Annotated in this window: 16 protein-coding genes and 1 pseudogene; 6 read left to right on the forward strand and 11 right to left on the reverse strand. The window is 71.0% G+C overall.

What is annotated here, in order from left to right; all coding sequences use genetic code 11:
• Nucleotides 1-30 precede the first annotated feature (30 nt).
• The 5 genes from HGBR_RS19730 to ctaE all read right to left on the reverse strand — a co-directional run bounded on the left by HGBR_RS19730 (nucleotide 31) and on the right by ctaE (nucleotide 4,625).
• Nucleotides 31-195: a hypothetical protein gene (locus HGBR_RS19730; RefSeq protein ID WP_154653264.1), complete on the reverse strand. Its 165-nt coding sequence runs from the start codon at nucleotides 193-195 to the stop codon at nucleotides 31-33.
• Nucleotides 196-409: 214 nt separating this feature from the next.
• Nucleotides 410-2,062, reverse strand: a complete 1,653-nt coding sequence (gene qcrB / locus HGBR_RS00410; protein WP_019157357.1) for a cytochrome bc1 complex cytochrome b subunit — start codon at nucleotides 2,060-2,062, stop codon at nucleotides 410-412.
• Complete coding sequence (gene qcrA / locus HGBR_RS00415) at nucleotides 2,059-3,108, reverse strand: cytochrome bc1 complex Rieske iron-sulfur subunit (RefSeq protein ID WP_019157358.1); 1,050 nt, start codon at nucleotides 3,106-3,108, stop codon at nucleotides 2,059-2,061. Before qcrA ends, qcrB begins: the two co-directional genes overlap by 4 nt.
• A gap of 43 nt (nucleotides 3,109-3,151) precedes the next feature.
• On the reverse strand, nucleotides 3,152-3,937 hold the full coding sequence (gene qcrC / locus HGBR_RS00420) for a cytochrome bc1 complex diheme cytochrome c subunit (RefSeq protein WP_019157359.1): 786 nt from the start codon (nucleotides 3,935-3,937) through the stop codon (nucleotides 3,152-3,154).
• A 46-nt stretch (nucleotides 3,938-3,983) separates the two neighbouring features.
• Nucleotides 3,984-4,625 carry an aa3-type cytochrome oxidase subunit III gene (ctaE, locus tag HGBR_RS00425; RefSeq protein ID WP_452095630.1) on the reverse strand — a complete coding sequence of 214 codons (642 nt, stop codon included), beginning with the start codon at nucleotides 4,623-4,625 and terminating at the stop codon, nucleotides 3,984-3,986.
• Nucleotides 4,626-4,850: 225 nt separating this feature from the next.
• Here ctaE and trpD point away from each other — a divergent pair, with 225 nt between their 5' ends.
• Nucleotides 4,851-5,963: an anthranilate phosphoribosyltransferase gene (gene trpD, locus HGBR_RS00430; protein ID WP_019157361.1), complete on the forward strand. Its 1,113-nt coding sequence runs from the start codon at nucleotides 4,851-4,853 to the stop codon at nucleotides 5,961-5,963.
• 30 nt (nucleotides 5,964-5,993) lie between these two features.
• Here trpD and HGBR_RS00435 read toward each other — a convergent pair whose 3' ends face one another.
• The 3 genes from HGBR_RS00435 to HGBR_RS00445 are packed head-to-tail and all read right to left on the reverse strand — an operon-like array spanning nucleotide 5,994 to nucleotide 8,956.
• Nucleotides 5,994-7,721, reverse strand: coding sequence for a DEDD exonuclease domain-containing protein (locus HGBR_RS00435; protein WP_019157362.1), 1,728 nt, complete (start codon nucleotides 7,719-7,721; stop codon nucleotides 5,994-5,996).
• 42 nt (nucleotides 7,722-7,763) lie between these two features.
• The gene (locus HGBR_RS00440; RefSeq protein ID WP_019157363.1) at nucleotides 7,764-8,189 is read right to left on the reverse strand and encodes a hypothetical protein; all 426 of its coding nucleotides are present in this window, start codon (nucleotides 8,187-8,189) and stop codon (nucleotides 7,764-7,766) included.
• The gene (locus HGBR_RS00445) at nucleotides 8,186-8,956 is read right to left on the reverse strand and encodes an alpha/beta hydrolase (RefSeq protein ID WP_147522101.1); all 771 of its coding nucleotides are present in this window, start codon (nucleotides 8,954-8,956) and stop codon (nucleotides 8,186-8,188) included. The genes HGBR_RS00440 and HGBR_RS00445 overlap by 4 nt, the downstream gene beginning before the upstream one ends.
• Nucleotides 8,957-9,057: 101 nt before the next feature.
• On the opposite strand from HGBR_RS00445, the gene HGBR_RS00450 reads away from it, so the two are divergent.
• Nucleotides 9,058-9,771: a lysophospholipid acyltransferase family protein gene (locus HGBR_RS00450; protein ID WP_019157365.1), complete on the forward strand. Its 714-nt coding sequence runs from the start codon at nucleotides 9,058-9,060 to the stop codon at nucleotides 9,769-9,771.
• A gap of 206 nt (nucleotides 9,772-9,977) precedes the next feature.
• Nucleotides 9,978-10,556, forward strand: a complete 579-nt coding sequence (locus tag HGBR_RS00455; protein ID WP_019157366.1) for a MerR family transcriptional regulator — start codon at nucleotides 9,978-9,980, stop codon at nucleotides 10,554-10,556.
• 498 nt (nucleotides 10,557-11,054) lie between these two features.
• Here HGBR_RS00455 and HGBR_RS00460 read toward each other — a convergent pair.
• From HGBR_RS00460 to HGBR_RS15760, 3 genes and pseudogenes are all read right to left on the reverse strand, one after another.
• Nucleotides 11,055-11,846, reverse strand: a pseudogene (locus tag HGBR_RS00460) (ParA family protein); the annotation flags it as partial.
• 61 nt (nucleotides 11,847-11,907) lie between these two features.
• A complete protein-coding gene (locus tag HGBR_RS00465; RefSeq protein ID WP_019157368.1) occupies nucleotides 11,908-14,946 on the reverse strand; it encodes an AAA family ATPase in 3,039 nt (1,012 codons plus the stop codon).
• Between the two features lie 3 nt (nucleotides 14,947-14,949).
• Nucleotides 14,950-16,149, reverse strand: a complete 1,200-nt coding sequence (locus HGBR_RS15760) for an exonuclease SbcCD subunit D (protein WP_019157369.1) — start codon at nucleotides 16,147-16,149, stop codon at nucleotides 14,950-14,952.
• Between the two features lie 137 nt (nucleotides 16,150-16,286).
• On the opposite strand from HGBR_RS15760, the gene HGBR_RS00475 reads away from it, so the two are divergent.
• The 3 genes from HGBR_RS00475 (at nucleotide 16,287) to HGBR_RS00485 (ending at nucleotide 21,128) form a co-directional block, all read left to right on the forward strand.
• Complete coding sequence (locus HGBR_RS00475; RefSeq protein ID WP_019157370.1) at nucleotides 16,287-19,697, forward strand: pyruvate carboxylase; 3,411 nt, start codon at nucleotides 16,287-16,289, stop codon at nucleotides 19,695-19,697.
• On the forward strand, nucleotides 19,690-20,181 hold the full coding sequence (locus tag HGBR_RS00480) for a peptide deformylase (RefSeq protein ID WP_019157371.1): 492 nt from the start codon (nucleotides 19,690-19,692) through the stop codon (nucleotides 20,179-20,181). The genes HGBR_RS00475 and HGBR_RS00480 overlap by 8 nt, the downstream gene beginning before the upstream one ends.
• Before the next feature lie 86 nt (nucleotides 20,182-20,267).
• Complete coding sequence (locus HGBR_RS00485) at nucleotides 20,268-21,128, forward strand: 3-hydroxybutyryl-CoA dehydrogenase (protein WP_026077215.1); 861 nt, start codon at nucleotides 20,268-20,270, stop codon at nucleotides 21,126-21,128.
• The last annotated feature ends 24 nt before the right edge of the window (nucleotides 21,129-21,152 follow it).

Consider the following 21,152-nt stretch of genomic DNA (forward strand, 5'->3'; position numbering starts at 1 on the left):
GGTCAAGATTCACCCGTCGGCTAGGGGTCATTATTCAGACGTCGTCGACAGCAGATCGAACAGGGGAGCTCCGTCCTCCAGGTCTTCGTACTGGAGGACTCCGATGGAGCCGTGTGCCGGATGCTCGATCCAGTAGGTGTCGTTGTCGTCATCGCGGTACGCACCCGCGGCTATGTGTCGCTCGACATCCTCCACCGTGGGCTGGGACTGGGTGTGGTGCGGAAACGCGTTGGTCGTCAGGAACTCGATGAGCGCCTCACGATCACAGCCTCCCGGGTCGAGTCGCGTGACCTGAGGGACATGGCGCCACTCTACCGTCACGGGGACGGTGCTCGTCGTGAATGGAGCGAGGGGCGGAGCAGCTCTCGCTGCTCCGCCCCTCGCGGACGATCACGTCACCGGGTGGTGATCACTTCTCCAGACCCTTGTGGTCGTCGTGGTCGCCGGCTGCGACCTCGTCGTGGTGGTGGGCCTCGTGTGCCGCGTCCAGCTCCGCCTTCGTGACGGGGTGGATGCGATCCTCGTAGAAGTACTTCGCCATCCGCGCGCGGACCCTCTCCAGACCGGAGACCTTGCCGTCCTTGCCCGGCTGCGCCGGCAGGACCTGCGGGGTCTCGAACGCGGTCAGGGCCCACACCTCGTGCGGCGTCAGCGGCTGGTGGCGCTCCTGGAACTCACCGTGCGGCAGACGGATGATCTGACCCGTCTCGTGTCCGTGGAGGACCAGCTCCCGGTCCTTCCGCTGGAGGCTCAGGCAGATCCGGCGCGTCAGGAAGAACGCGATGAACGGACCCACGATGAACAGGACGCGGAAGATGTAGATCATGTCGTTGAGCGACATGTGGAAGAAGACCGCCACGAGGTCACCCGAGGCGCCCGCCCACATGACCGCGTACCAGACGGCTGCGGCCACGCCCAGACCCGTGCGGGTGGGGTTGTTGCGGGGACGGTCGAGGATGTGGTGCTCACGGTTGTCCCCCAGCATCCACGCCTCGATCCACGGCCACACCATCGCGATGCCCCAGAACAGCAGCATGATGATGATCGCGATGTTGATGTTGAGGCTGATCGGGTAGCCGAAGATGTAGAACTCCATCCATCCCGGCATGATGCGGAGGATGCCGTCCGCCCAGCCCACATACCAGTCCGGCTGTGTACCTGCGGACACGGGGGAGGGGTCGTACGGGCCGTAGTTCCAGATCGGGTTGATCGTGAAGATCGCGGAGATGAAGGCCACCAGCGCGAAGATGAGGAAGAAGAATCCTCCGCCCTTCGCGGCGAACGTGGGCAGGACGGGCTCGCCCACGACGTTCTTCTCCGAGTGCCCGGCCCCGGGCCACTGCGTGTGCTTGTGGATGACCACGAACATGAGGTGGACACCGATGAGCGCGATGAGCACGGCCGGCAGGATCATGATGTGCAGCGAGTACAGGCGCGACACGATGTGGATGCCGGGGAACTCGCCTCCGAAGAGGAAGAACGAGATGTACGTGCCCACGAGCGGGATCGACTTGAGCAGGCCGTCGATGATCCGCAGACCGTTGCCGGACAGCAGGTCGTCGGGCAGCGAGTAGCCGGTGAAGCCGGCACCCAGACCCACCATCGACAGGACGATGCCGATGACCCAGTTGAGCTCACGCGGCTTGCGGAACGCACCGGTGAAGAAGATGCGCAGCGCGTGGATGGTCAGTGCGGCCATGAACAGCAGGGCCGCCCAGTGGTGCATCTGACGGATGAAGAGGCCGCCGCGGATCTCGAACGAGATCTCCAGCGTGGAGGCATAGGCCTCTGAGATCGTCACGCCGTGCAGCGCGGTCCAGGGGCCCTGGTACACGACCTCCGCCATCGCCGGCTTGAACCAGAACGTGAGGAACGTGCCGGACAGGACCAGGATGATGAAGCTGTAGAGCGCGACCTCGCCCAGCATGAAGGACCAGTGCGACGGGAAGATCTTCCGACCGAACTCGCGCACCGCCTTCGAAGCACCTGTGCGGTCCTCGGTCCACTGCGCGACGGAACCCACCGCGGCGACCGTCTTGGATGTCGTCTGTGCCGTGCTCATGCGTTCGTCTCCCGAGTGTTGATCTCCCAGAAGGTGGGTCCGACAGGCTCACGGAAGTCCGACTGCGCCACGAGGTAGCCCTCGGAATCGACCGTGATGGGCAGCTGGGGGAGCGGCCGCTTGGCGGGCCCGAAGATCACCTTGCAGTGGTTGGTCACGTCGAAGGTGGACTGATGGCACGGGCACAGGAGGTGGTGCGTCTGGTGCTCGTAGAGCGCCACCGGGCAGCCCACGTGGGTGCAGACCTTCGAGTACGCGACGATGCCGTCGACGCCCCAGTCCTCGCGGTCCGGGTCCGTATTGAGCTCGCTGGGGTCGATGCGCATGAGCAGCACCGCGGCCTTCGCCTTCTCGTCCAGCGGGTGACCCGAATCGCGGATGTTCTCCGGGATCACGTGGAAGACGGAGCCGATCGTCACGTCGGAGGCTCTGATCGGCTCGATCTGATTCTCCTCCGGGATCATGCCGATGTCCTTGCAGAGCTTCACGCCCTCACCCCACAGGGTGGTGAACAGCTTGTCGCCCGGCAGCGGACCCAGGTCGCGGAAGACCAGGATGGCCGGCAGCGGTGCGATCGCGACGGCCGCGATGAGCGTGTTCCGGATGAGCGAGCGGCGGGCTATGCCCGACTCGTCCTTCGCCTGGTTGAGGATCTCCAGAGCGATCGCCTGGTCCTCCTCGGACCCGGCGATGTCGTGGCGGTCCTCGACGACCTCGGCGTCCGGGATGAGGTTCTTGGCCCAGAGGACGATGCCGATGCCCAGGCCGGCGAGGGCGACGGTCGCGCCCAGGCCCACGCCTGCGGTGTGGATGCGGACCAGCGCTCCGGAGTCCCCGACGGGGAACAGGAAGTAGGCCACGATGAACCAGATGGTGCCGATCATCGAGACGATGAACCAGGCTGCGATCTGGCGCTCAGCGAGGCGCTCTGCGGCAGGGCTGCTGTCGGTGATGCGCGGCTTGTGCTCGGGGAGACCCGGGTTCTGGAACCCGTTCATCTCCTCGACCTGGCCGCCCGGGCCGCCGCTGTGCTGAATCGAGGTCATTCGCTTCCTCGTCTAGTACTCGTTGTGGATGAAGACTGGATGGTCACTTGGAACGCGCCGTGAGCCACATCGTGATGCCGACGACCCCGGCGAGGCCGAAGAACCAGATGAAGAGGCCCTCTGCGACGGGTCCGAGCGATCCGAGCTTGAAGCCGCCAGCGGACGGCGTCTCCGAGACCTCGCGGACGTAGGTGATGATGTCCCGCTTCTCCTCCGGCGACAGATTCGCGTCGTTGAAGATCGGCATGTTCTGCGGACCGGTCTGCATCGCCTCGTAGAGGTGCTTCTCCGAGACCTCCGTCAGGTTGGGCGCGTACTTGCCGCGGGTCAGGGCGCCGCCGGATCCGACGACGTTGTGGCACATCGCGCAGTTGGTGCGGAACAGTCCGCCACCGGCTGCCGCGTCGCCCTCGGCGGTGTCGAGCCACTCCTCGTCCGGGACGGCCGGGCCGGGGCCCAGCGAGGCGACGTAGCCGGCCATCTGCGCGATCTCCTCCTCGGAGAACTGCGCCTGCTTGACCTGCGCCTGAGGTCCATGCATCTGCAGCGGCATGCGGCCGGTGCTGACCTGGAAATCGACGGCGGCTGCGCCGACGCCGATGAGGCTGGGGCCGTTCTCCGAGCCCTCTGCGTTCAGGCCGTGGCACGTGGCGCAGTTCGTCACGAAGAGCTTCTGACCCGCTTCGACGTCCGCGGCGCTGTACTCATCGGCCGACGCGGTGGTGCTGCCGGTGAAGAGCGAGTAGGCGCCGCCGGTGAGCAGCAGGCCCACGAGCAGGAGTACGACGAGGGCCATCGGGTGCCGGCGGCGTGCGGCGAGTAGCTTCACGGGGTGTCCTTTTCTGGTCTGCAGGGGTCGCGGTCGTGAGCGCTGGTCACTGAACTGCGTAGATGATGAGGAACAGCGCGACCCACACGATGTCGACGAAGTGCCAGTAGTACGAGACGCAGGTGGCGAAGGTCGCCTCGCGGTGACCGAATCGCTTCGCCCCGTACGCGCGGCCGATCACGAAGAGGAACGCGATCAGACCTCCCAGCACGTGCAGTCCGTGGAAACCGGTCGTCAGGTAGAAGACCGAGCCGTAGCCGTTGGAGTTGATCGCGATGCCGTGGGACACCAGCGTCGCGTACTCCATGACCTGACCTGCGACGAACACGGAACCCAGGACGAAGGTGAGGAAGAACCACTCGACCATGCCCCAGGACTTGATGTTGAAGATGCTGCCCGTGCGATGCGCCTTGAAGTCGTGCTCCGCCTTCCAGACACCGATCTGGCAGGTGAAGGACGACGACACCAGGATGAGGGTGTTCACGGTCGCGTACGGGACATCGAGCTTGGCCGTCTCCACCGCCCACATGTCGGGCACGACGGAGCGCAGCGTGAAGTACATGGCGAAGAGCGCGGCGAAGAACATCAGCTCGCTGGAGAGCCAGACGATCATCCCGACAGTTGTCGAGTCTGGCCTGTTCACAGCGGGACGAACTGGCGCTGAGGGAGATGCAGCTACGGTTGACACGCCCCCATTATTACCCGTTTTGCAGGCGGAATTCACCTTGCGCACAGGTTGCGCGGCCCCGTTCTTCTACAACGCGTAGCAAGAACCGCATGGTGGCGCGGATCGGAGACTGTGAGGTTGATGGGAAATTCTGGCGCCGGGTCGCGCGCGTCGCGTCGTGAAGCCACCGATACGATGAACCGGTCGTCCTCAGAACACATGATCGATCACTCCCGAGGAGCCTCCGTGAACACATCCCCGAGCGCCCGCACCCAGTCGTCCGCACCCGTCGACGAGGCGGCGGTGCTGAGCGGTGTGCGGGCGTGGCCGGATCTGCTCGTGGGACTCATGCAGGGTCGGCACATGGACGAGGACACGGCCGCCTGGGCCATGGACCAGATCATGGAGGGCGGTGTGCCCGACGTGACGATGGCGGCCTTCCTCGTCGCACACCACGGCAAGGGCGAGACGGTCGAGGAGATCCGCGGTCTCGTCCGCGCGATGTACGCGCACGCTGTGGGACTCGAGGGACTGAGCGACTCCGTCGACATCGTGGGCACCGGCGGTGACCGGGCGAAGACGGTCAACGTGTCCTCGACCGCGTCGTTCATCATCGCGGCGACCGGCCAGCGGCTCGTCAAGCACGGGAACCGCGCGACCTCGTCGGCCTCCGGCTCGGCCGACGTCCTCGAGGTCCTGGGACTCGCCCTCGACCTGGAGCCCGAGCAGTCCGTCCGGCTCACGGAGGAGGTGGGCATGGCGTTCGCCTTCGCGAACGTCTACCACCCCGCGATGCGCTTCATCGCACCCGTGCGCAGGCAGATCGCGGTGCCGTCCGCCTTCAACATCCTGGGCCCGCTCACCAACCCCGCCCGGACGCGTGCGACGGCGATCGGCGTGGCGGACCCCGCGATGGCGCCCCTGGTCGCCGGTGTGCTGGCCGACCGGGGCGACACGGCGCTGGTGTTCCGTTCGCGGGACGGTCTCGACGAGTTCAGCACCACCGCTGTGACGGACGTGTGGGAGGTGCGCGACGGATCCGTGCAGGCGCACGAGATCGACGCGCGCGAACTGGGGCTTCCCCGCACGACGAAGGACGCGCTGCGCGGCGGGGACCCGGAGTTCAACGCCTCCGTCATGCGCCGCACGCTGGCCGGCGAGACGGGTCCTGTCCGCGACATCGTCCTCCTCAACGCCGCCGCGGCGCTCGTCGCAGCCGATCGGCAGGCGGTGGGCTCGCTGCACGAGCGCCTGGCGACACAGTTGGAGGTCGCGCGCGACGCGCTGGACTCCGGCGCCGGCGAGGCGAAGCTCGATGCGATGATCGCGGCGTCCACGCGCCTGTCCCACGAGGGCTGACGGCGCCGGCGGTCGCCCGGTGCGGCAGGACTAGACCGGTCGGGTCCGTTCCGCCCAGCGCACCCGCGCCGCCTCCGCCCCGCCCACCGGGGCGGACCAGGGCGCCGAGGCCGCCGCGAGTCGCACTCCGCCACCGGACAGCCACGCGTGGAGGGTGTCCGTCTCCTCATCCGACGTGACCGGTGCGAGCGGATCGTGCGGCGCGACGAATTCCGCGGTCTGGAGCAGCGCGTCGATCGCCGGTCGCGGGTCCGCCCCGCACGGGCTGGTGCCGGCGGCCGCCAGCCGGCCCCACCGTACGACGGCCAGGTCCCAGCCGCCGTCCTCCCGCCGCTCCGCCGCGACCAGCTGGGCGATCGCCCGCAGTGCGGCACGGGAGTGCGCGCGTGCGGATGCGGACAGCACGGTCGTGACGGCGTCCCGCGTTTCGCCCGCTGCCTCGTACCTCTCCTGGGAGGCGAGTTCGCCGATCCGCCTCCGCGCTGCCGCGAGGAACGTCGCCGGAGCCCCGTCGTACAGCCGGCGCAGCGGATCGAGTCCCTGCGCGTACTCCTCCGGCTCCGTCTGCCCCGCGCAGGGCCCGTGGCAGCGTCCCACCTGCGCCGCCGCGCAGGGGGTGGCGCGCGCCGCGCGCGGTGATTGCGTGCACGTCTTGAGGGGGACGACCGTCTCCAGGAGGGCTTTCGCGTGACGGGCCGCGACCGCGGACCGGAACGGCCCCAGGATCCTCCCGCCCTCCACGCGCTCCCGTGTGAGCGTCCGGACCGCGGACAGGCGCGGGAAGTCCCCGCCGGTCTCCACCAGCCAGTGCCTCCGGTCCGGGTTCTTCGACCGGCGATTGTACGGCGGCTGCAGCTCCCCGATGAGGCGGATCTCGCGGATCCGTGCCTCCAGCACCGTCGCGCAGACGAGCGGTGACACCTCCTGCGCCGCCGTCACCATCTCCGTCATCCGCCTGCGCTGCTCGGACTCCGTGAAGTAGGACCGCACGCGGGAGGCCAGATCGCCGCTGGAGCCGATGTAGAGGACGCGGCGCGATCCGTCGAGGAAGGTGTAGACGCCGGGGGCGTGGGGGAGCCCCTTCGCCAGGTGCAGCTTGGTGCGCCGCTGCGTCCAGCCCCGGGTCCGGATCGTCGTGACGTCCTCGAGCGTCGTCGCGCCCGCGTTCCCCAGGATCTCGAACAGCCCGTGCAGGACACCCACCGTGGCCCGCGCGTCCGACAGCGCGCGGTGGTCCGGCTGCACGTCCGTCCCGAAGTGGGTGGCGAGGGTGGCGAGCTTGTGGTTGCGCACCTCCGGGCGCGGCAGCGCCTTCCGCGCGAGCGCGACGGTGTCGAGCACCTGCGGAGCGGGCCACGGGTAGTCGAGGCGAGCGCAGGCCGCGCGCAGGAACCCCACGTCGAAGGGCGCGTTGTGCGCGACGAGGACCGCACCGCGCATGAACTCGAGGAACGCGGGCAGAACCGCTTCGATCCGGGGTGCGTCCGCGACCATGCTGTTCGTGATCCCCGTCAGCTGCGCGACGAAGGGGGAGATGACGGAGCCCACCGGGCGCACGAGCGACTGGAACTCGCCCAGCGTCTCACCGCCGCGCACGCGGACCGCCCCGATCTCCGTGATCGCGTTCTGCGTCGCGTGCGCCCCGGTCGTCTCCAGGTCCACCACAACGAAGTCGACGGTGTGGAGCGGGGTCCCCAGGTCAGACAGGGACAGCTGCCCGCCGCGGGTGCGGGTGTGCGTGCGATCGAAGGACGGCATGGGGGCCATCGTCGCACGTGCCCCGGACACGGGCGCGGACGCTCAGACCTCGCGGCCGTCGGAGAACGGGTCGCGGCGCGCGGGCAGATGGGAGAAGAGGACCGCCGCCGAGGCCACGGTCACCGTGACGGCGATGAGCACCGCCCAGCCCGGCACAGGCCGGAGGAAGACGGTCATGACGAGGACGGCGAGGAGGCCGCCCAGCGCACCGATGAGACCCATGACGAGTGAGGGCGAGGACGTCCGCCACCCCACCGGGCCGGGATCCGGCGGCGTCCAGTCGTCCTCGAGGACATCGTCGATCTCCTCTGCGGACACGTCCGGTGCGGTCGACGTGTGCCACTGGATGTTGTCGACGAACGAGGACCACGTGGCGTCATCGACCTGCTGGTCGTCCGGCAGCGACTCGTGCCGGTCCTCGGGCTCGTCCGGGTCGCGGTCCCGGGGGCCGGGCGGGTGCGCCGTCATGCCCCGGCCTCCGCGGCCTCGGCGAGGGCCTCCCGGACCTGCTGCTCGACGAGCGGGGCGTCCCAGTCGAGCGTCGCGACGTGCCGGCTGCGGCGCAGCGGGACGATCCGCGGCGCGCGGGGGAGTCCGCTGCGCAGCGCCCGCAGCGATCGCGGGCCCACGACGCCGTCGCTGCCGGACACGCAGACGGTCACGGGGGCGTCGACGCACCACAGGCGCTGCCGCAGCCCGCGCAGGCCCGCGTGCAGGCTCGCGACGGCGCGCACGGGGGTGCGGTCCGTCGCCTCCTCCTGGGCTCCGGGCTTCGCGATGTCCCCGCCGATCGACGCGACGGTGGGGACGAACGGCCAGAGGGCGGGCAGGAGCGGTGCGACGGGGGAGTCGACGTAGAGCGCGGGGTTGATGCACACGACACCGGCCGGGTTGCGCTGTGCGGCGACCTCGAGGGACAGCGCGCCGCCCATCGACAGGCCCGCGACCACGACGGAGGGATGCGCGGCGGCGAGCCGGTCGTACTCCGCCAGTGCGGCACCGCTCCAATCGGCCCAACCGGTGCGGCGGAGCCGGCGCCACGAGCCGCCGTGCCCGGGCAGCAGCGGGACGCTCACGGATCCGCCGGTGTCGACGAGGCCGCGGGCCAGCGGCAGCATCGACGAGGGGAAGCCGGTGAAGCCGTGGAGGAGGAGCAGTGCCGGGCGATCGGGAGCCCCGGCGTGCGCCCATGCCTCGGGCGGGGAGGAGGTGCTGGGAGTGACCGACGACGTCATGGTGCCAGCATCCCACACGGGTGCGGCGGACCCGGCGGCGGAGCGCATAGAGTGAGGGGGTCACGGAAGGCTGCTGATCACGAATCGGAAGCGGGTCACAGGTGTTCTACTGGTTCCTCAAGCGCGTCCTCGTCGGTCCGGCGCTGCGCGTGCTCTTCCGCCCGTGGACGCGCGGACTGGAGAACGTGCCGACGGAGGGCGGCGCGATCATCGCCGCGAACCACCTGTCCTTCATCGACTCGATCTTCGTCCCGCTGGCGGTCCCGCGGCCGGTCGTCTACCTCGCGAAGCACGAGTACTTCACGAAGCCGGGCCCGGTGGGCCGCGCGCAGCGCATGTTCTTCCAGATGACGAACCAGCTGCCCATGGACCGGTCCGGCGGATCCGCCTCCGAGGGTGCGCTGCGGGCCGGACTGGACGTGCTGCGCGGCGGGAACCTGCTGGGGATCTACCCGGAGGGGACCCGCAGTCTGGACGGGCGACTGCATCGGGGCCGGACCGGCGTGGCGCGCCTCGCCCTGGCCGCGGGCGTCCCCGTCATCCCCACGGCGCTCATCGGCACGGACGCAGTGCAGCCCAAGGGGCGCACGATCCCGCGGGTGCGGCGCGTGGGCGTGGTGTTCGGCGAGCCGATCGACGTGTCGCACCACACGGACGGCGAGGCCGACCGGCACGCGCTGCGGTCCGCGACGGACGAGATCATGTACGAGATCATGCGCCTGTCCGGCCAGGAGTACGTCGACACCTACACCGTGTCGCAGCGGCCCCGGCTGCTGACGGAGACGGAGCCGGCGGGGGAGCAGAGCGGCGCGTGAGCTGGGCGCACGTGCGTTCGATTCCTGCGATAACGGCGACACGCGGAATCGTTATCCGGCGCGTGCGTGATCCGCGCAGCCGGACCCCCTAGCGTCGTGGTGTGCCATGACCCCGGCGCACGGGAGTGGTGCGGTGTAGAATCGACTGCACCAGACCACCGCCATGTGCGCCCTGCTTCCCCCAGGGGTGAGAAGGAGGAGTCGGTGTGAACCGCTCTGAATCTGAACACGTCCAGACGCCGCCGCTCTCGCGCGACGCGCAGGGACTGCTCTTCGACGACGACATCCCGGAGCTCGACGACGAGGCCGGCTACCGCGGTCCCACCGTCTGCAAGGTCGTGGGCATCACGTACCGGCAGCTCGACTACTGGGCGCGCACGTCGCTGGTCGTCCCCTCGATCCGCGCGGCGACGGGCTCCGGTTCGCAGCGCCTCTACAGCTTCCGCGACGTCCTGGTCGTCAAGATCGTCAAGCGCCTCCTCGACGCGGGTGTCTCCCTCCAGCAGATCCGCGTGGCCGTGGGCCACCTGCAGGATCAGGGTGTGGAGGAGCTCTCGCAGATCACCCTCATGAGCGACGGCTCGTCCGTGTTCGCCTGCATGTCCGCCAACGAGGTCATCGACCTGGTGCAGGGCGGACAGGGCGTGTTCGGCATCGCCGTGGGCCACGTGTGGCGCGAGGTGCAGGGCACGCTGTCCGAGCTCCCCAGCGAGCGTCCCGCGGACGAGATCGAGCAGGTCGACGAGCTGGCGGCCCGTCGCGCGCAGCGCTCGGCCGCAGGATGATGAACCACCCCCGGCCCGCCTCAGTGACGCGGTAGGACGGGGACACGCAAGAGGGCGCCCAGCCGGGGAAGCGGTGGGCGGCCTCTCGTGTGCTCGTGAGACTGCGGGGCGGGTGAGCCTGCAAGGCAGTCGATCGGTCGGGCTGTTGGCCGCGGTGGATCTGCGGCGGCGCGTCGACCCGGGCCTGTCAGGTCAGCGGCGGTCGCGCCTGCGCAGCCCCAGGGATCCGGGAGTCGTCCCCGGGGACGGAGTCCCGGCGGTCTGCTCCGTGGCGGTCTGCTCCGGGGCTGTCGGCTGGTCGCCGGTTCCCGCTGCCTGGGTGTCCGCGGACGATGCGCCTTCTGCGGCGGTGGGATCGTGCTGAGGTCCGGTGGAGGTCGACCCCGTGGCGTCCTGGACAGCGGGCTCCTGCCTGGAATCCGTCTCCGGAGCCTGCCCCGCCTGCGGGGTGTCGGGCGAGGAGGCGTCGGCCGCGGCGCTGTCGGTCCGCTTCTGACCGCGGGTCCGGATCGTCGACGTGCGCAGTGCGCGGTCCAGGAGGGAGTCGAAGGCACCGGCGAGTTCGCTGGCGGACTGGCCCGGCCACGTGTGGATGGGGCGGGCGGAGCCCTGCGCCTGCTGGAGGACCGTGCGCTCCCCGATGGGCGGGGTGAGCACCAGGGGTCCGAACATCTCGCGCATCTCGTCGATGCGGAAGCCGTGCTCCCGGGACTTCGTCCGCACGCGGTTCGCGATGAGTCCCAGCGGCTGCAGGTCCGGCGCGCCGCGGCGGCGGAGCTCAGCGATCGCGCGCAGCGCGCGATCCGCGGCGGCGACGGAGAACAGTCCGGGTTCCGTCACGACCGCGACGCGCTGGCTGGCCAGCCAGGCGGCGCGGGTGAGCCCGTTCATGGACGGCGGGCAGTCGATGATGACGAGTCGGTAGTCGTCCTCGATGGTCGCCAGCGCGTCGCGCAGCCGGCGGAGGAAGCGCTCGGAGAGCGTGGGCCGGTCGAACTCCGCGGAGCGCGGACTGCCGGGGATCACGTCGAGCAGTCCCTTGGCGCTGCCCGACCAGCCGGACGGGACGATCGCCTGCTTGACGATCTTCTGCTTGGGCGCCGAGAGCACGTCCGCGATGTCGAGCGGTGTGGTCACCGGGACATCCAGCCCGGTCGACGCGTCCGCCTGCGGATCCATGTCGATGACGAGCGTGGGGATCCCGCGGTTGTGGGCGGCGGAGGCGAGGCCGAGCGCGACCGAAGTCTTCCCGACTCCGCCCTTGAGGCTGGAAACGCTGATGACGAGCACGTGAACTACCGTAACCGATCGGGGGCCGGTTTCCTGTGGGCAACCCGCCCGGAACCGTGTGTCACTGCGTGTCGTCGTCCGCTGTCCGCGCGCTGCGGATCGTGGCTCCCCGCGGTCCCGGCTCCACCGCGATGCGGGTGGGGATCGCCTGCTGCAGCTCCGAGACGTGGGAGATGATGCCGACCGTGCGTCCTCCGGTGCGCAGCCGGTCGAGGACGGCGAGGACGTCCCCCAGGGTGTCCGCGTCGAGTGTGCCGAATCCCTCGTCCAGGAATAGCGCGTCGAGGTCGATGCCCCCCGTCTCGCCGCGGACCGTGTCCGCGAGTCCCAGCGCCAGCGCCAGGGCGGCCATGAAGCTCTCGCCGCCGGACAGGGTGCGCGGATCGCGCGCCTCGTCGGTGAACGTGTCGAGGATCCGCAGCCCCAGACCGGCGCGTCGTTCGCCCCGGCGCCTCTCCAGGTCGTGGAGGAGCCGGTAGCGACCCGCGGTCATGTCGACGAGGCGGTCCGTCGCGTGCGCGGCGACCTCCTCGAAGAGGGCCGCGAGCGCGAACGAGGAGAGCGACATCCTGCTGGCGGCCTCGTTGCTGGTGCCCAGCACCAGCTCCGCCACGTCGATGTCGCGGGCGAGCTCGTCCTGCCGCTCCTCGTCCGCTCCCTGCTCCCTGCGGGCCCGGTCCAGGGCCGTGCCCGCCGTCGCGCTCCGGTCGCGGGCGAGCAGGGCCCGCTGCCGGGCACCGTCGGCCTGGGCGTGCAGGTCCGCCGCCCGCTCCTTGGCCCGTGCGGTCGCGTCCCGGAGCTCGTCGTGGGTGGCGGTGTCCGCGCGAGCCCGCCGGACCTGCTCCGCGTCCCGACGCAGCGCCAGCCGGGTCGCTTGCGCGCGATGGGCCTCCTGCTGCTCCTCCAACCGATCCAGTGGCAGGCGGGCCGCATCCTGGAGCGCGGGGACATCCGCGAATGCGGACTCCGCCAGCGCCGCGGTCAGCTCGTCCTCCCGTGCCCGCAGGTCCTGCTGCGCCGCCAGGGCGGCGTCCCGCGCCCGTGTCCAGGCGGTGTGCGCCGCGCGCAGCGCGGTGGCGGTCGCAGCCGCGGCCCGTGCCGCCCGGACGTCTGAGGGAGGTGCGAGGCCCACCCCCGCCAGAGCGGCCGGTGCGTCGTCCGCCTGGCTCTGGCGGGCCTCGGCGAGGGTGCTGCGGGCCGCGGTCGCGGCGGTGTCCGCCTGCGTGCGCGACTCGAGGAGCCGGGACTCCCCCGTTCGCGCCTGGGCGAGGCCGGACTCCAGCTCCTCCAGTCGCCGTTCGTCGCGAGTGAGGGTTTCGCGCAGTGCGCGCCGGCGCCGGACGGCGTCCTCCGCCGCCTGCAGCAGTCCGGGGAGGTCCGCACCGTCGTCGTCACCGGCGGCCTCCTGCGCCGCACGGAGCACCGCGGCGGCGGAATCGAGCCCCGCACGTGCCCCGGCCAGGGCCTCGCGCGCCCGGAGGTCCGCGGCCTCGGCCTCCTCGACCTCCTCCGGGGAGGGGCCGTCGGGAGTCGGACGTGCAGGGCGCGGATGCTCGCTCGATCCGCACACGGGACACGGCTGGTCCTGCTGGAGGTCCGCCGCCAGCCGGGCGGCCGCGTCCGCGCGGAGAGCCGTCCGCAGCGTCGTGAGGCTCTGTGCGGTGGTCTGCGCCGTCTGCGCATCGGACAGCACGCGGGCGTCTGCCGCCTCGTGCTGCGTACGGGCCGTCTCCCGTTCCGTCAGCAACCGGCGACGCTCGCGCAGGGATTCCCGCTGCGCGGCAGCGTCGTGGAGCTCCTCCATCTCCTCCCGCTGCCGCCGGATCCGCTCCTTCAGAGCCGTCGCGTCGTCCTCCCGCCGCTGCTGCGCGGTCCGGGCGTCTTCGAGCGCCTGGCGGGCCGCGGCTGCGGCGTCCTGGGCCGTCCGCACCTCCTGTTCGAGGTCCGCGAGCCGGGAGAGCCGCTCGACCGACCGCTCCAGGTGCGCCACGACGGCGGCCAGGTGCGCGTCCTCCAGCTCCTCCACCGCCAGCGCGGCTCCCGGGGGGAGCGCGGACTGCACGGCCGCGTACGCGGCCGCACGGTCCTCCTCACGCTGTGCGGCCGCCTCCTGCGCGTGAGTGCGGGCGCGCAGCAGGTGGCGCAGTCCGTGCGCGGCCCGGGCACGGCGCACCTGTGCGTCCAGCTGCGCCCGGACGGGTGCGTCGCGCTCCCACGCATCCTGGTCTGCGAGGAGCGCAGTCAGCACGGCCCGGTCCTCACTGCGGGCCTCCCAGTCGCGCGCCGCGGTCGCCGCCTCGTCCGCGCGCTCCTCCCACAGCGCCTGCGTCGTATCCGCGACGGCGGCCCGCTCCTGCGCGCTCACCGCCGCCAGCCCCAGATGCGCGATCGTGTCCGCGATCGAGGGCCGGGCCGGTGCGTCCGGGAGTCTCTCCCACGCCGCCTGCGCCGCGGCCTCGAGGGCGAAGCGGCGCTGGTGCTCGCCCTCCTCCGTCGCCCGTCGCGCGTGCGTGGCCCGCTCGCCCAGCACGCGTTCGACAGCGCGGAAGTGCTGGGTCGCGAACAGCTTCTCCAGGATCGACTCCCGCTCCGCCGGATCCGCGTGCAGGAAGGCGGAGAAGTCGCCCTGCGGCAGGACGACGAGCTTCGTGAACTGCGCCGCCGTGAGGCCGATGACCACATCGAGGAACGCCTGCGTCTCCTGGGCCGTCCGTGCGATGCCCGCCCACTGCCCGTCGACCAGCTCCAGCAGCGCGACGGTGTGGTTCTGCGTTGTCATGCCGGTGCCGCGCTTGCGGGGGCGCTGGTACTGGGGCGAGCGCTCGATGCGGAACCGGCGGTCGCCCACGGAGAACTCGAGCTCGACCCGGGTGGGGTCGCCCGGCGCGGTCAGGTGCGAGCGCAGATCCGCCGCCGAGCCCCGGGGCCCCGGCACCGTGTTGAAGAGGGCGAAGCACAGTCCGTCGAGGATCGTCGTCTTCCCGGCTCCTGTCGGACCGGTGATGAGGAAGATCCCGTCACGGGCGACGGCATCGAAGTCGACCGTCTGCCGGTCACGGAACGGTCCGAAGCCCTCGAGGACGAGGCGATGGGGACGCATGCCTCAGCCCACCCCGCCCGCGTCCTGTGTGCGGACGGCGGACAGCGCCGCCGCGAACCGGTGCGCGGCGTGGGCGGGCGGCGGCCCGCCCCGCTGGAGACGATGGAAATCCGCGAAGACGTCCGCATCCGACCGGGCCTCGTCGTCGCCCCGGGAGCCCTCCGCCGAGGCCGCGGCCGGCTGCGCGAGCGACGTCCAGGTCATGCGGATGAAGCCGGGGAAGGCGGTGCGCAGCCGGTCGACGGCACCGGGCACCCGCTGCGGGTCCGTGAGATCAGCAGCGATGAGGGCGTCCGCCGGCTGCTGCGGTGCCTGCTTCAGCACCTCCTCGAGTGTGCCGGTGAGTGTGCGGACCGGACGGAAATGCGGAACGGGGTGGACGGTGACGGCGGGCGGGGACGCAGTGCCGTCGACGGAGGGGGTGAACTCGACCTCGAGGACCGACTTGTCCGTGCGGGCCTCGCCGAAGGAGAAGGGGAGGGGCGACCCGCTGAAGCGCACGCGGTCGGTGATCGCCTGCGGCCGGTGGAGGTGGCCCAGCGCCGCGTAGTCCGCCGCGTCGAAGACGGAGGCCGGGACGACGCCCACGCCGCCCAGCGACACGTCCCGCTCCGATTCGCTGGAGGCGGCGCCCGCGACGAACGCGTGGGCGAGCACGACGAGCCGGTCGCGGGGGGCGTGCGCGTCCCGGTGCGCGGTGATGCGGTCCATCGCCGTCGTCAGCACGGCCGCGTGCGTGCGGCGGTCCGCACCCATCCGCTCCCACACGAGGGCCGGCTCCAGGTAGGGGATTCCGTGGATCGACACCGCCGGGGAGTCGTCGTCGGGGTCCACGAGCGCGCCGTCGACGTCGAGGCGGACCCCGGCCGTGAGGTCAGACAGGTGCGTGCGCAGGTGCACGCCCGCCCGGTCGAGGTGGTGGCGGTTGAGGCCCAGGCGGACGAACGAGTCGTGGTTGCCGCTCGAGGCGATGATCCGCACCCCGCGGTCCAGGATGCCCGTGACCGCGTGCCCCCACAGCCCCAGCGCATCCGGATGGGGGATCGCGCGGTCGTACACGTCGCCCGCGACCACGACCGCGTCGATCGCCCGCTCCTCCACGAGTGCGTGCAGCCAGTCGAGGAACGCGCGGTGCGCGGCGGTGAGGTCGACGCCGTGCAGACGGCGCCCCAGATGCCAGTCCGAGGTGTGGAGGATGCGCATGCCGCTCACAGTAGCGAAGGGTGCGGACACGCGCGGAGGGGTCCCGACCCCACCCTCGGGTGTGTCCAGGGCCACTTGTACAGTGGTCCTGTTCCGCACGACGCGTCGAGAACCGGCGCTGGAAGAATCGAGATCGAATGTTCCGCAAGGTGCTAGTCGCCAACCGTGGCGAGATCGCCGTCCGGGCGTTCCGCGCAGCCTACGAACTGGGCGCGGAGACCGTCGCCGTGTTCCCTTACGAGGACCGCAACTCAGAGCACCGGCTCAAGGCCGATGAGGCGTACCAGATCGGCGAGAAGGGCCACCCGGTCCGCGCCTACCTGGACGTCTCGGAGATCATGCGCGTGGCGAAGGAGTCGGGCGCGGACGCCGTCTACCCCGGTTACGGCTTCCTTGCGGAGAACCCGGACCTGGCTCGCGCATGCGAGGAGGCGGGCATCGTCTTCGTGGGCCCCCGCGCGGATGTGCTGGAGATGGCCGGCAACAAGGTGCACGCTCTCGAGGCCGCCCGCCGTGCGGATGTGCCGACGCTGCAGTCGACCGCGCCGTCCGCGGACATCGACGAGCTGCTGGAGCAGGCGAAGGGGATCGAGTACCCGCTGTTCGTCAAGGCGGTCGCCGGCGGCGGAGGCCGCGGCATGCGCCGCGTCGACTCCGACGACGCCCTCGTCGAGGCCCTCAAGTCCGCGATGCGCGAGGCGGAGGGCGCGTTCGGCGACCCCACCGTCTTCATCGAGCAGGCCGTCCAGCGGCCCCGCCACATCGAGGTCCAGGTGCTGGCCGACGAGCAGTCGAACGCCGTGCACCTCTTCGAGCGCGACTGCTCGATCCAGCGCCGTCACCAGAAGGTCATCGAGATCGCGCCGGCGCCCAACCTCGACCCGGAGATCGCGGCGGCGCTGCACGCGGACGCACTGCGCTTCGCACGCGAGATCGGCTACCAGAACGCCGGCACCGTCGAGTTCCTGCTGGAGACCGCGGGGCCCCGCGCGGGCAAGCACTCGTTCATCGAGATGAACCCCCGCATCCAGGTCGAGCACACCGTGACGGAGGAGATCACGGACATCGACCTCGTGCAGTCGCAGCTGCTGGTCGCCGCGGGCCAGTCCCTCGACGAGCTGGGCATCTCGCAGGACATGATCCGCGTCAAGGGCGCCGCCCTCCAGTGCCGCATCACGACGGAGGACCCGGCGAACGCCTTCCGCCCGGACACCGGCGTCATCACCGCCTACCGCTCCGCCGGCGGCGCCGGTGTGCGTCTGGACGGCGGCACGGCGTACGCGGGGGCGGAGGTCTCCGCCCACTTCGACTCGATGCTCGTCAAGTGCACGACCCGCGGCCGCACCTTCGAGCAGGCCGTCGACCGCGCACGCCGTGCGCTGGCGGAGTTCCGCATCCGCGGAGTCGCCTCGAACATCGGCTTCCTGCGCGCCGTGCTGGCGGAGCCGAAGTTCCGCTCCGGCGACGTCGCGACCACCTTCATCGACGACCACCCGCACCTGTTGGACGCGCGCGTGGGCGCCGACCGCGGCTCCAAGATCCTCGAGTTCCTGGCCGATGTCACGGTCAACCGCCCGCACGGCGCGGCACCCGTCTCGCTGGACCCCGGCGACAAGCTGCCCGCACTCGCCGCGGACGCGCTGTCGCAGGAGGCGCCGGCCGGGTCGCGGCAGCAGCTGCAGGAGCTGGGCCCGGAGGGCTGGGCGAAGGCCCTGCGCGCGCAGTCCGCACTGGCCGTCACGGATACGACCTTCCGCGATGCGCACCAGTCCCTGCTGGCGACCCGCGTCCGGACGAAGGACCTCGTGACCCCCGCGGAGTACGTGGCGCGGATGACGCCGCAGCTGCTGAGCATCGAGGCGTGGGGCGGTGCGACGTACGACGTCGCCCTCCGCTTCCTCGCGGAGGACCCGTGGGAGCGGCTCGCGAAGCTGCGCGAGGCCGTCCCCAACATCAACCTCCAGATGCTGCTGCGCGGGCGCAATACAGTGGGCTACACCCCGTACCCCACGCAGGTGACGGACGCGTTCGTGGCGGAGGCCGCCCAGCAGGGCGTCGACATCTTCCGCATCTTCGACGCACTCAACGACGTCTCCCAGATGCGCCCCGCGATCGACGCGGTCCGCCAGACGGGGACCTCCGTCGCCGAGGTCGCGCTCTGCTACACCTCCGACCTCCTGAACCCGGACGAGCAGCTCTACACCCTCGACTACTACCTGCGCCTCGCGGAGCAGATCGTCGAGGCCGGCGCCCACGTCCTGGCCGTCAAGGACATGGCCGGCCTGCTGCGCCCGGCCGCGGCGACGAAGCTCGTGACCGCGCTGCGGGAGAACTTCGATCTGCCGGTCCACGTCCACACCCACGACACGGCCGGCGGCCAGCTGGCGACCCTGCTGGCGGCCTCGGCCGCCGGTGCGGATGCGGTCGACGCGGCCACCGCCGCGATGGCCGGCACGACCAGCCAGCCGTCGCTGTCCGCTCTCGTGGCGGCACTCGAGCACACGGAGCGCGACACCGGGCTGAGCCTGGCCGCGGTGAGCGACCTCGAGCCGTACTGGGAGGCCGTCCGCAACGTCTACAAGCCGTTCGAGTCCGGTCTGCCGGGTCCCACGGGCCGCGTCTACCGCCACGAGATCCCGGGCGGACAGCTCTCGAACCTCCGCCAGCAGGCCGTCGCGCTGGGGCTGGGCGAGAAGTTCGAGGAGATCGAGGCGATGTACGAGGCCGCCGATCGCCTGCTGGGCCACCTCGTGAAGGTCACCCCGTCGTCCAAGGTCGTGGGCGACCTCGCCCTCCACCTCGTCGCGGTGGGTGCGGACCCGGTCGAGTTCGAGGAGCACCCGGAGCGCTTCGACGTGCCGGATTCCGTCATCGGCTTCCTGAACGGCGACCTGGGCGACCCGCCCGGGGGCTGGCCGGAGCCGTTCCGCACCCGCGCGCTGCAGGGACGCACCCACAAGGCGCCGGTGGCGGACCTCGCACCGGAGGACGCGCAGCTGCTGGAGGAGGCGGGCCGGACCCGCCAGGAGACCCTCAACCGTCTCCTCTTCCCGCAGCCCACGCAGGAGTTCGACCGCATGCGCGACCAGCACGGCGACCTGTCCGTCCTGGAGACCTCGCTGTACCTCTACGGCCTCGAGGAGGGGCACGAGTACAGCGTCGTCATCGACAAGGGCAAGGCCCTGCTGGTGGGCATCCAGGCGGTGGGGCCGGCGGACGAGCGCGGCATGCGCACGATCATGTGCACGCTCAACGGCCAGCTGCGCCCCATCTCCGTGCGCGACCGCTCCGTCTCCGTGGACGTCGCGACGGCGGAGAAGGCGGATCCGTCGAACTCCGGCCACGTCGCCAGCCCGTTCGCGGGCGTCGTGACGCTCAAGGTGGGCGAGGGCGACACGGTCAAGGCGGGCCAGACCGTCGCGACGATCGAGGCGATGAAGATGGAGGCCTCGATCACGACGCACATCGACGGCACCGTGTCGCGCCTGGCGATCGGCCCGGTCCAGCAGCTCGAGGGCGGCGATCTCGTCGTCGTGATCGATGGCTGATCGTCCCATCCGCCACTACGGGGACCCGGTGCTGCGCACCGTGTGCGACCCGGTCACCGCCTTCGACGAGGCACTGCGCGTGCTCGTCCGGGACCTCGCGGACACCGCGGCCCCGGACGGGCGCGCGGCGGTCGCCGCCCCGCAGATCGGGGTGTCCCGCCGGGTGTTCGCCTACCACCTGGACGGCCGGGTGGGCCACGTCGTGAACCCGACGGTCGTGGAGACCGGGGGAGAGCAACGCGACATCGACGAGGGCTGCCTGTCCGTGCCCGGCCTGTGGTTCCCCACACCCCGCTGGGAGTACGCGGCGGTCGAGGGCTTCGACGCGGACGGCGAACCCGTCCGCGTCGAGGGGGATGGCGTCTTCGCCCAGATGCTCCAGCACGAGACCGACCACCTGGACGGGATCGTCTACATCGAGACCCTGCCGGGGGAGCGGCGGCGCGAGGCGCGCAGCGCGATCCGCCGCGCGGACTGGTTCTGAGACCCCCGCACCACCATCACCCGCAACCGACAGCCAACGCACCCGTGTCCGCCACCACGGCGGGCCCCGTACAGAAGTGAGGGACTATGACAATCGAACGCGCAGGAGTCGTGGGCTCCGGTCTCATGGGATCGGGCATCGCAGAGGTGCTGGCCCGTGCCGGCATCGACGTCGTCGTCCGCGACATCAGTGACGACGCGATCGCCGCGGGCCGCGCCCGGATCGAGAAGAGCCTGGGCCGCGGAGTGGAGCGCGGCAAGCTGAGCGCCGAGGAGCGTGACGCGGCCGTGGCCCGCCTGCACTACACCGTCGACCTGGCGGACTTCGCGGACCGGCAGCTCGTCATCGAGGCGGCGAGCGAGAACGAGGAGATCAAGAAGTCGATCTTCGCGGAGCTGGACACCGTCGTGACGGATCCGCAGGCGATCCTCGCCTCGAACACGTCCTCGATGCCGATCATCCGCTTCGCCCGCTCGACGGGGCGGCCGGAGCGCGTCCTGGGGATCCATTTCTTCAATCCGGCACCGGTGCAGCCCCTCGTCGAGCTGGTGGTCTCCGAACTCACGGATCCGCAGGTCGTCGAGACGATCGACACGTTCGCGACGGACGTGCTGGGCAAGGTGACGATCCGTGCGCAGGACCGGCCGGGCTTCGTCGTCAACGCGCTTCTCATCCCGTTCCTCTTCTCCGCGATCCGCATGGTCGAGTCCGGTCAGGCGACGAAGGAGGACGTGGACACGGGCATGGTGAACGGCTGCGCCCACCCGATGGGACCGATCGCGCTGGCCGACCGCGTGGGCCTCGACACCTGCCTGTTCGTGGGGCAGAGCATCTACGAGGAGACGGGTGATCCGGCCGCCAAGCCGCCCGTCCTGCTCTCGCGCATGGTCGACGCCGGCCTGCTGGGCACGAAGTCCGGGCGCGGCTTCTACGACTACAGCAGCTGAGCCGGAGTCGTCCCCGACGACGGC

Origin of the sequence: Brevibacterium senegalense (assembly GCF_000285835.1) — a bacterium.
In the GTDB taxonomy this organism is placed as follows: domain Bacteria; phylum Actinomycetota; class Actinomycetes; order Actinomycetales; family Brevibacteriaceae; genus Brevibacterium; species Brevibacterium senegalense.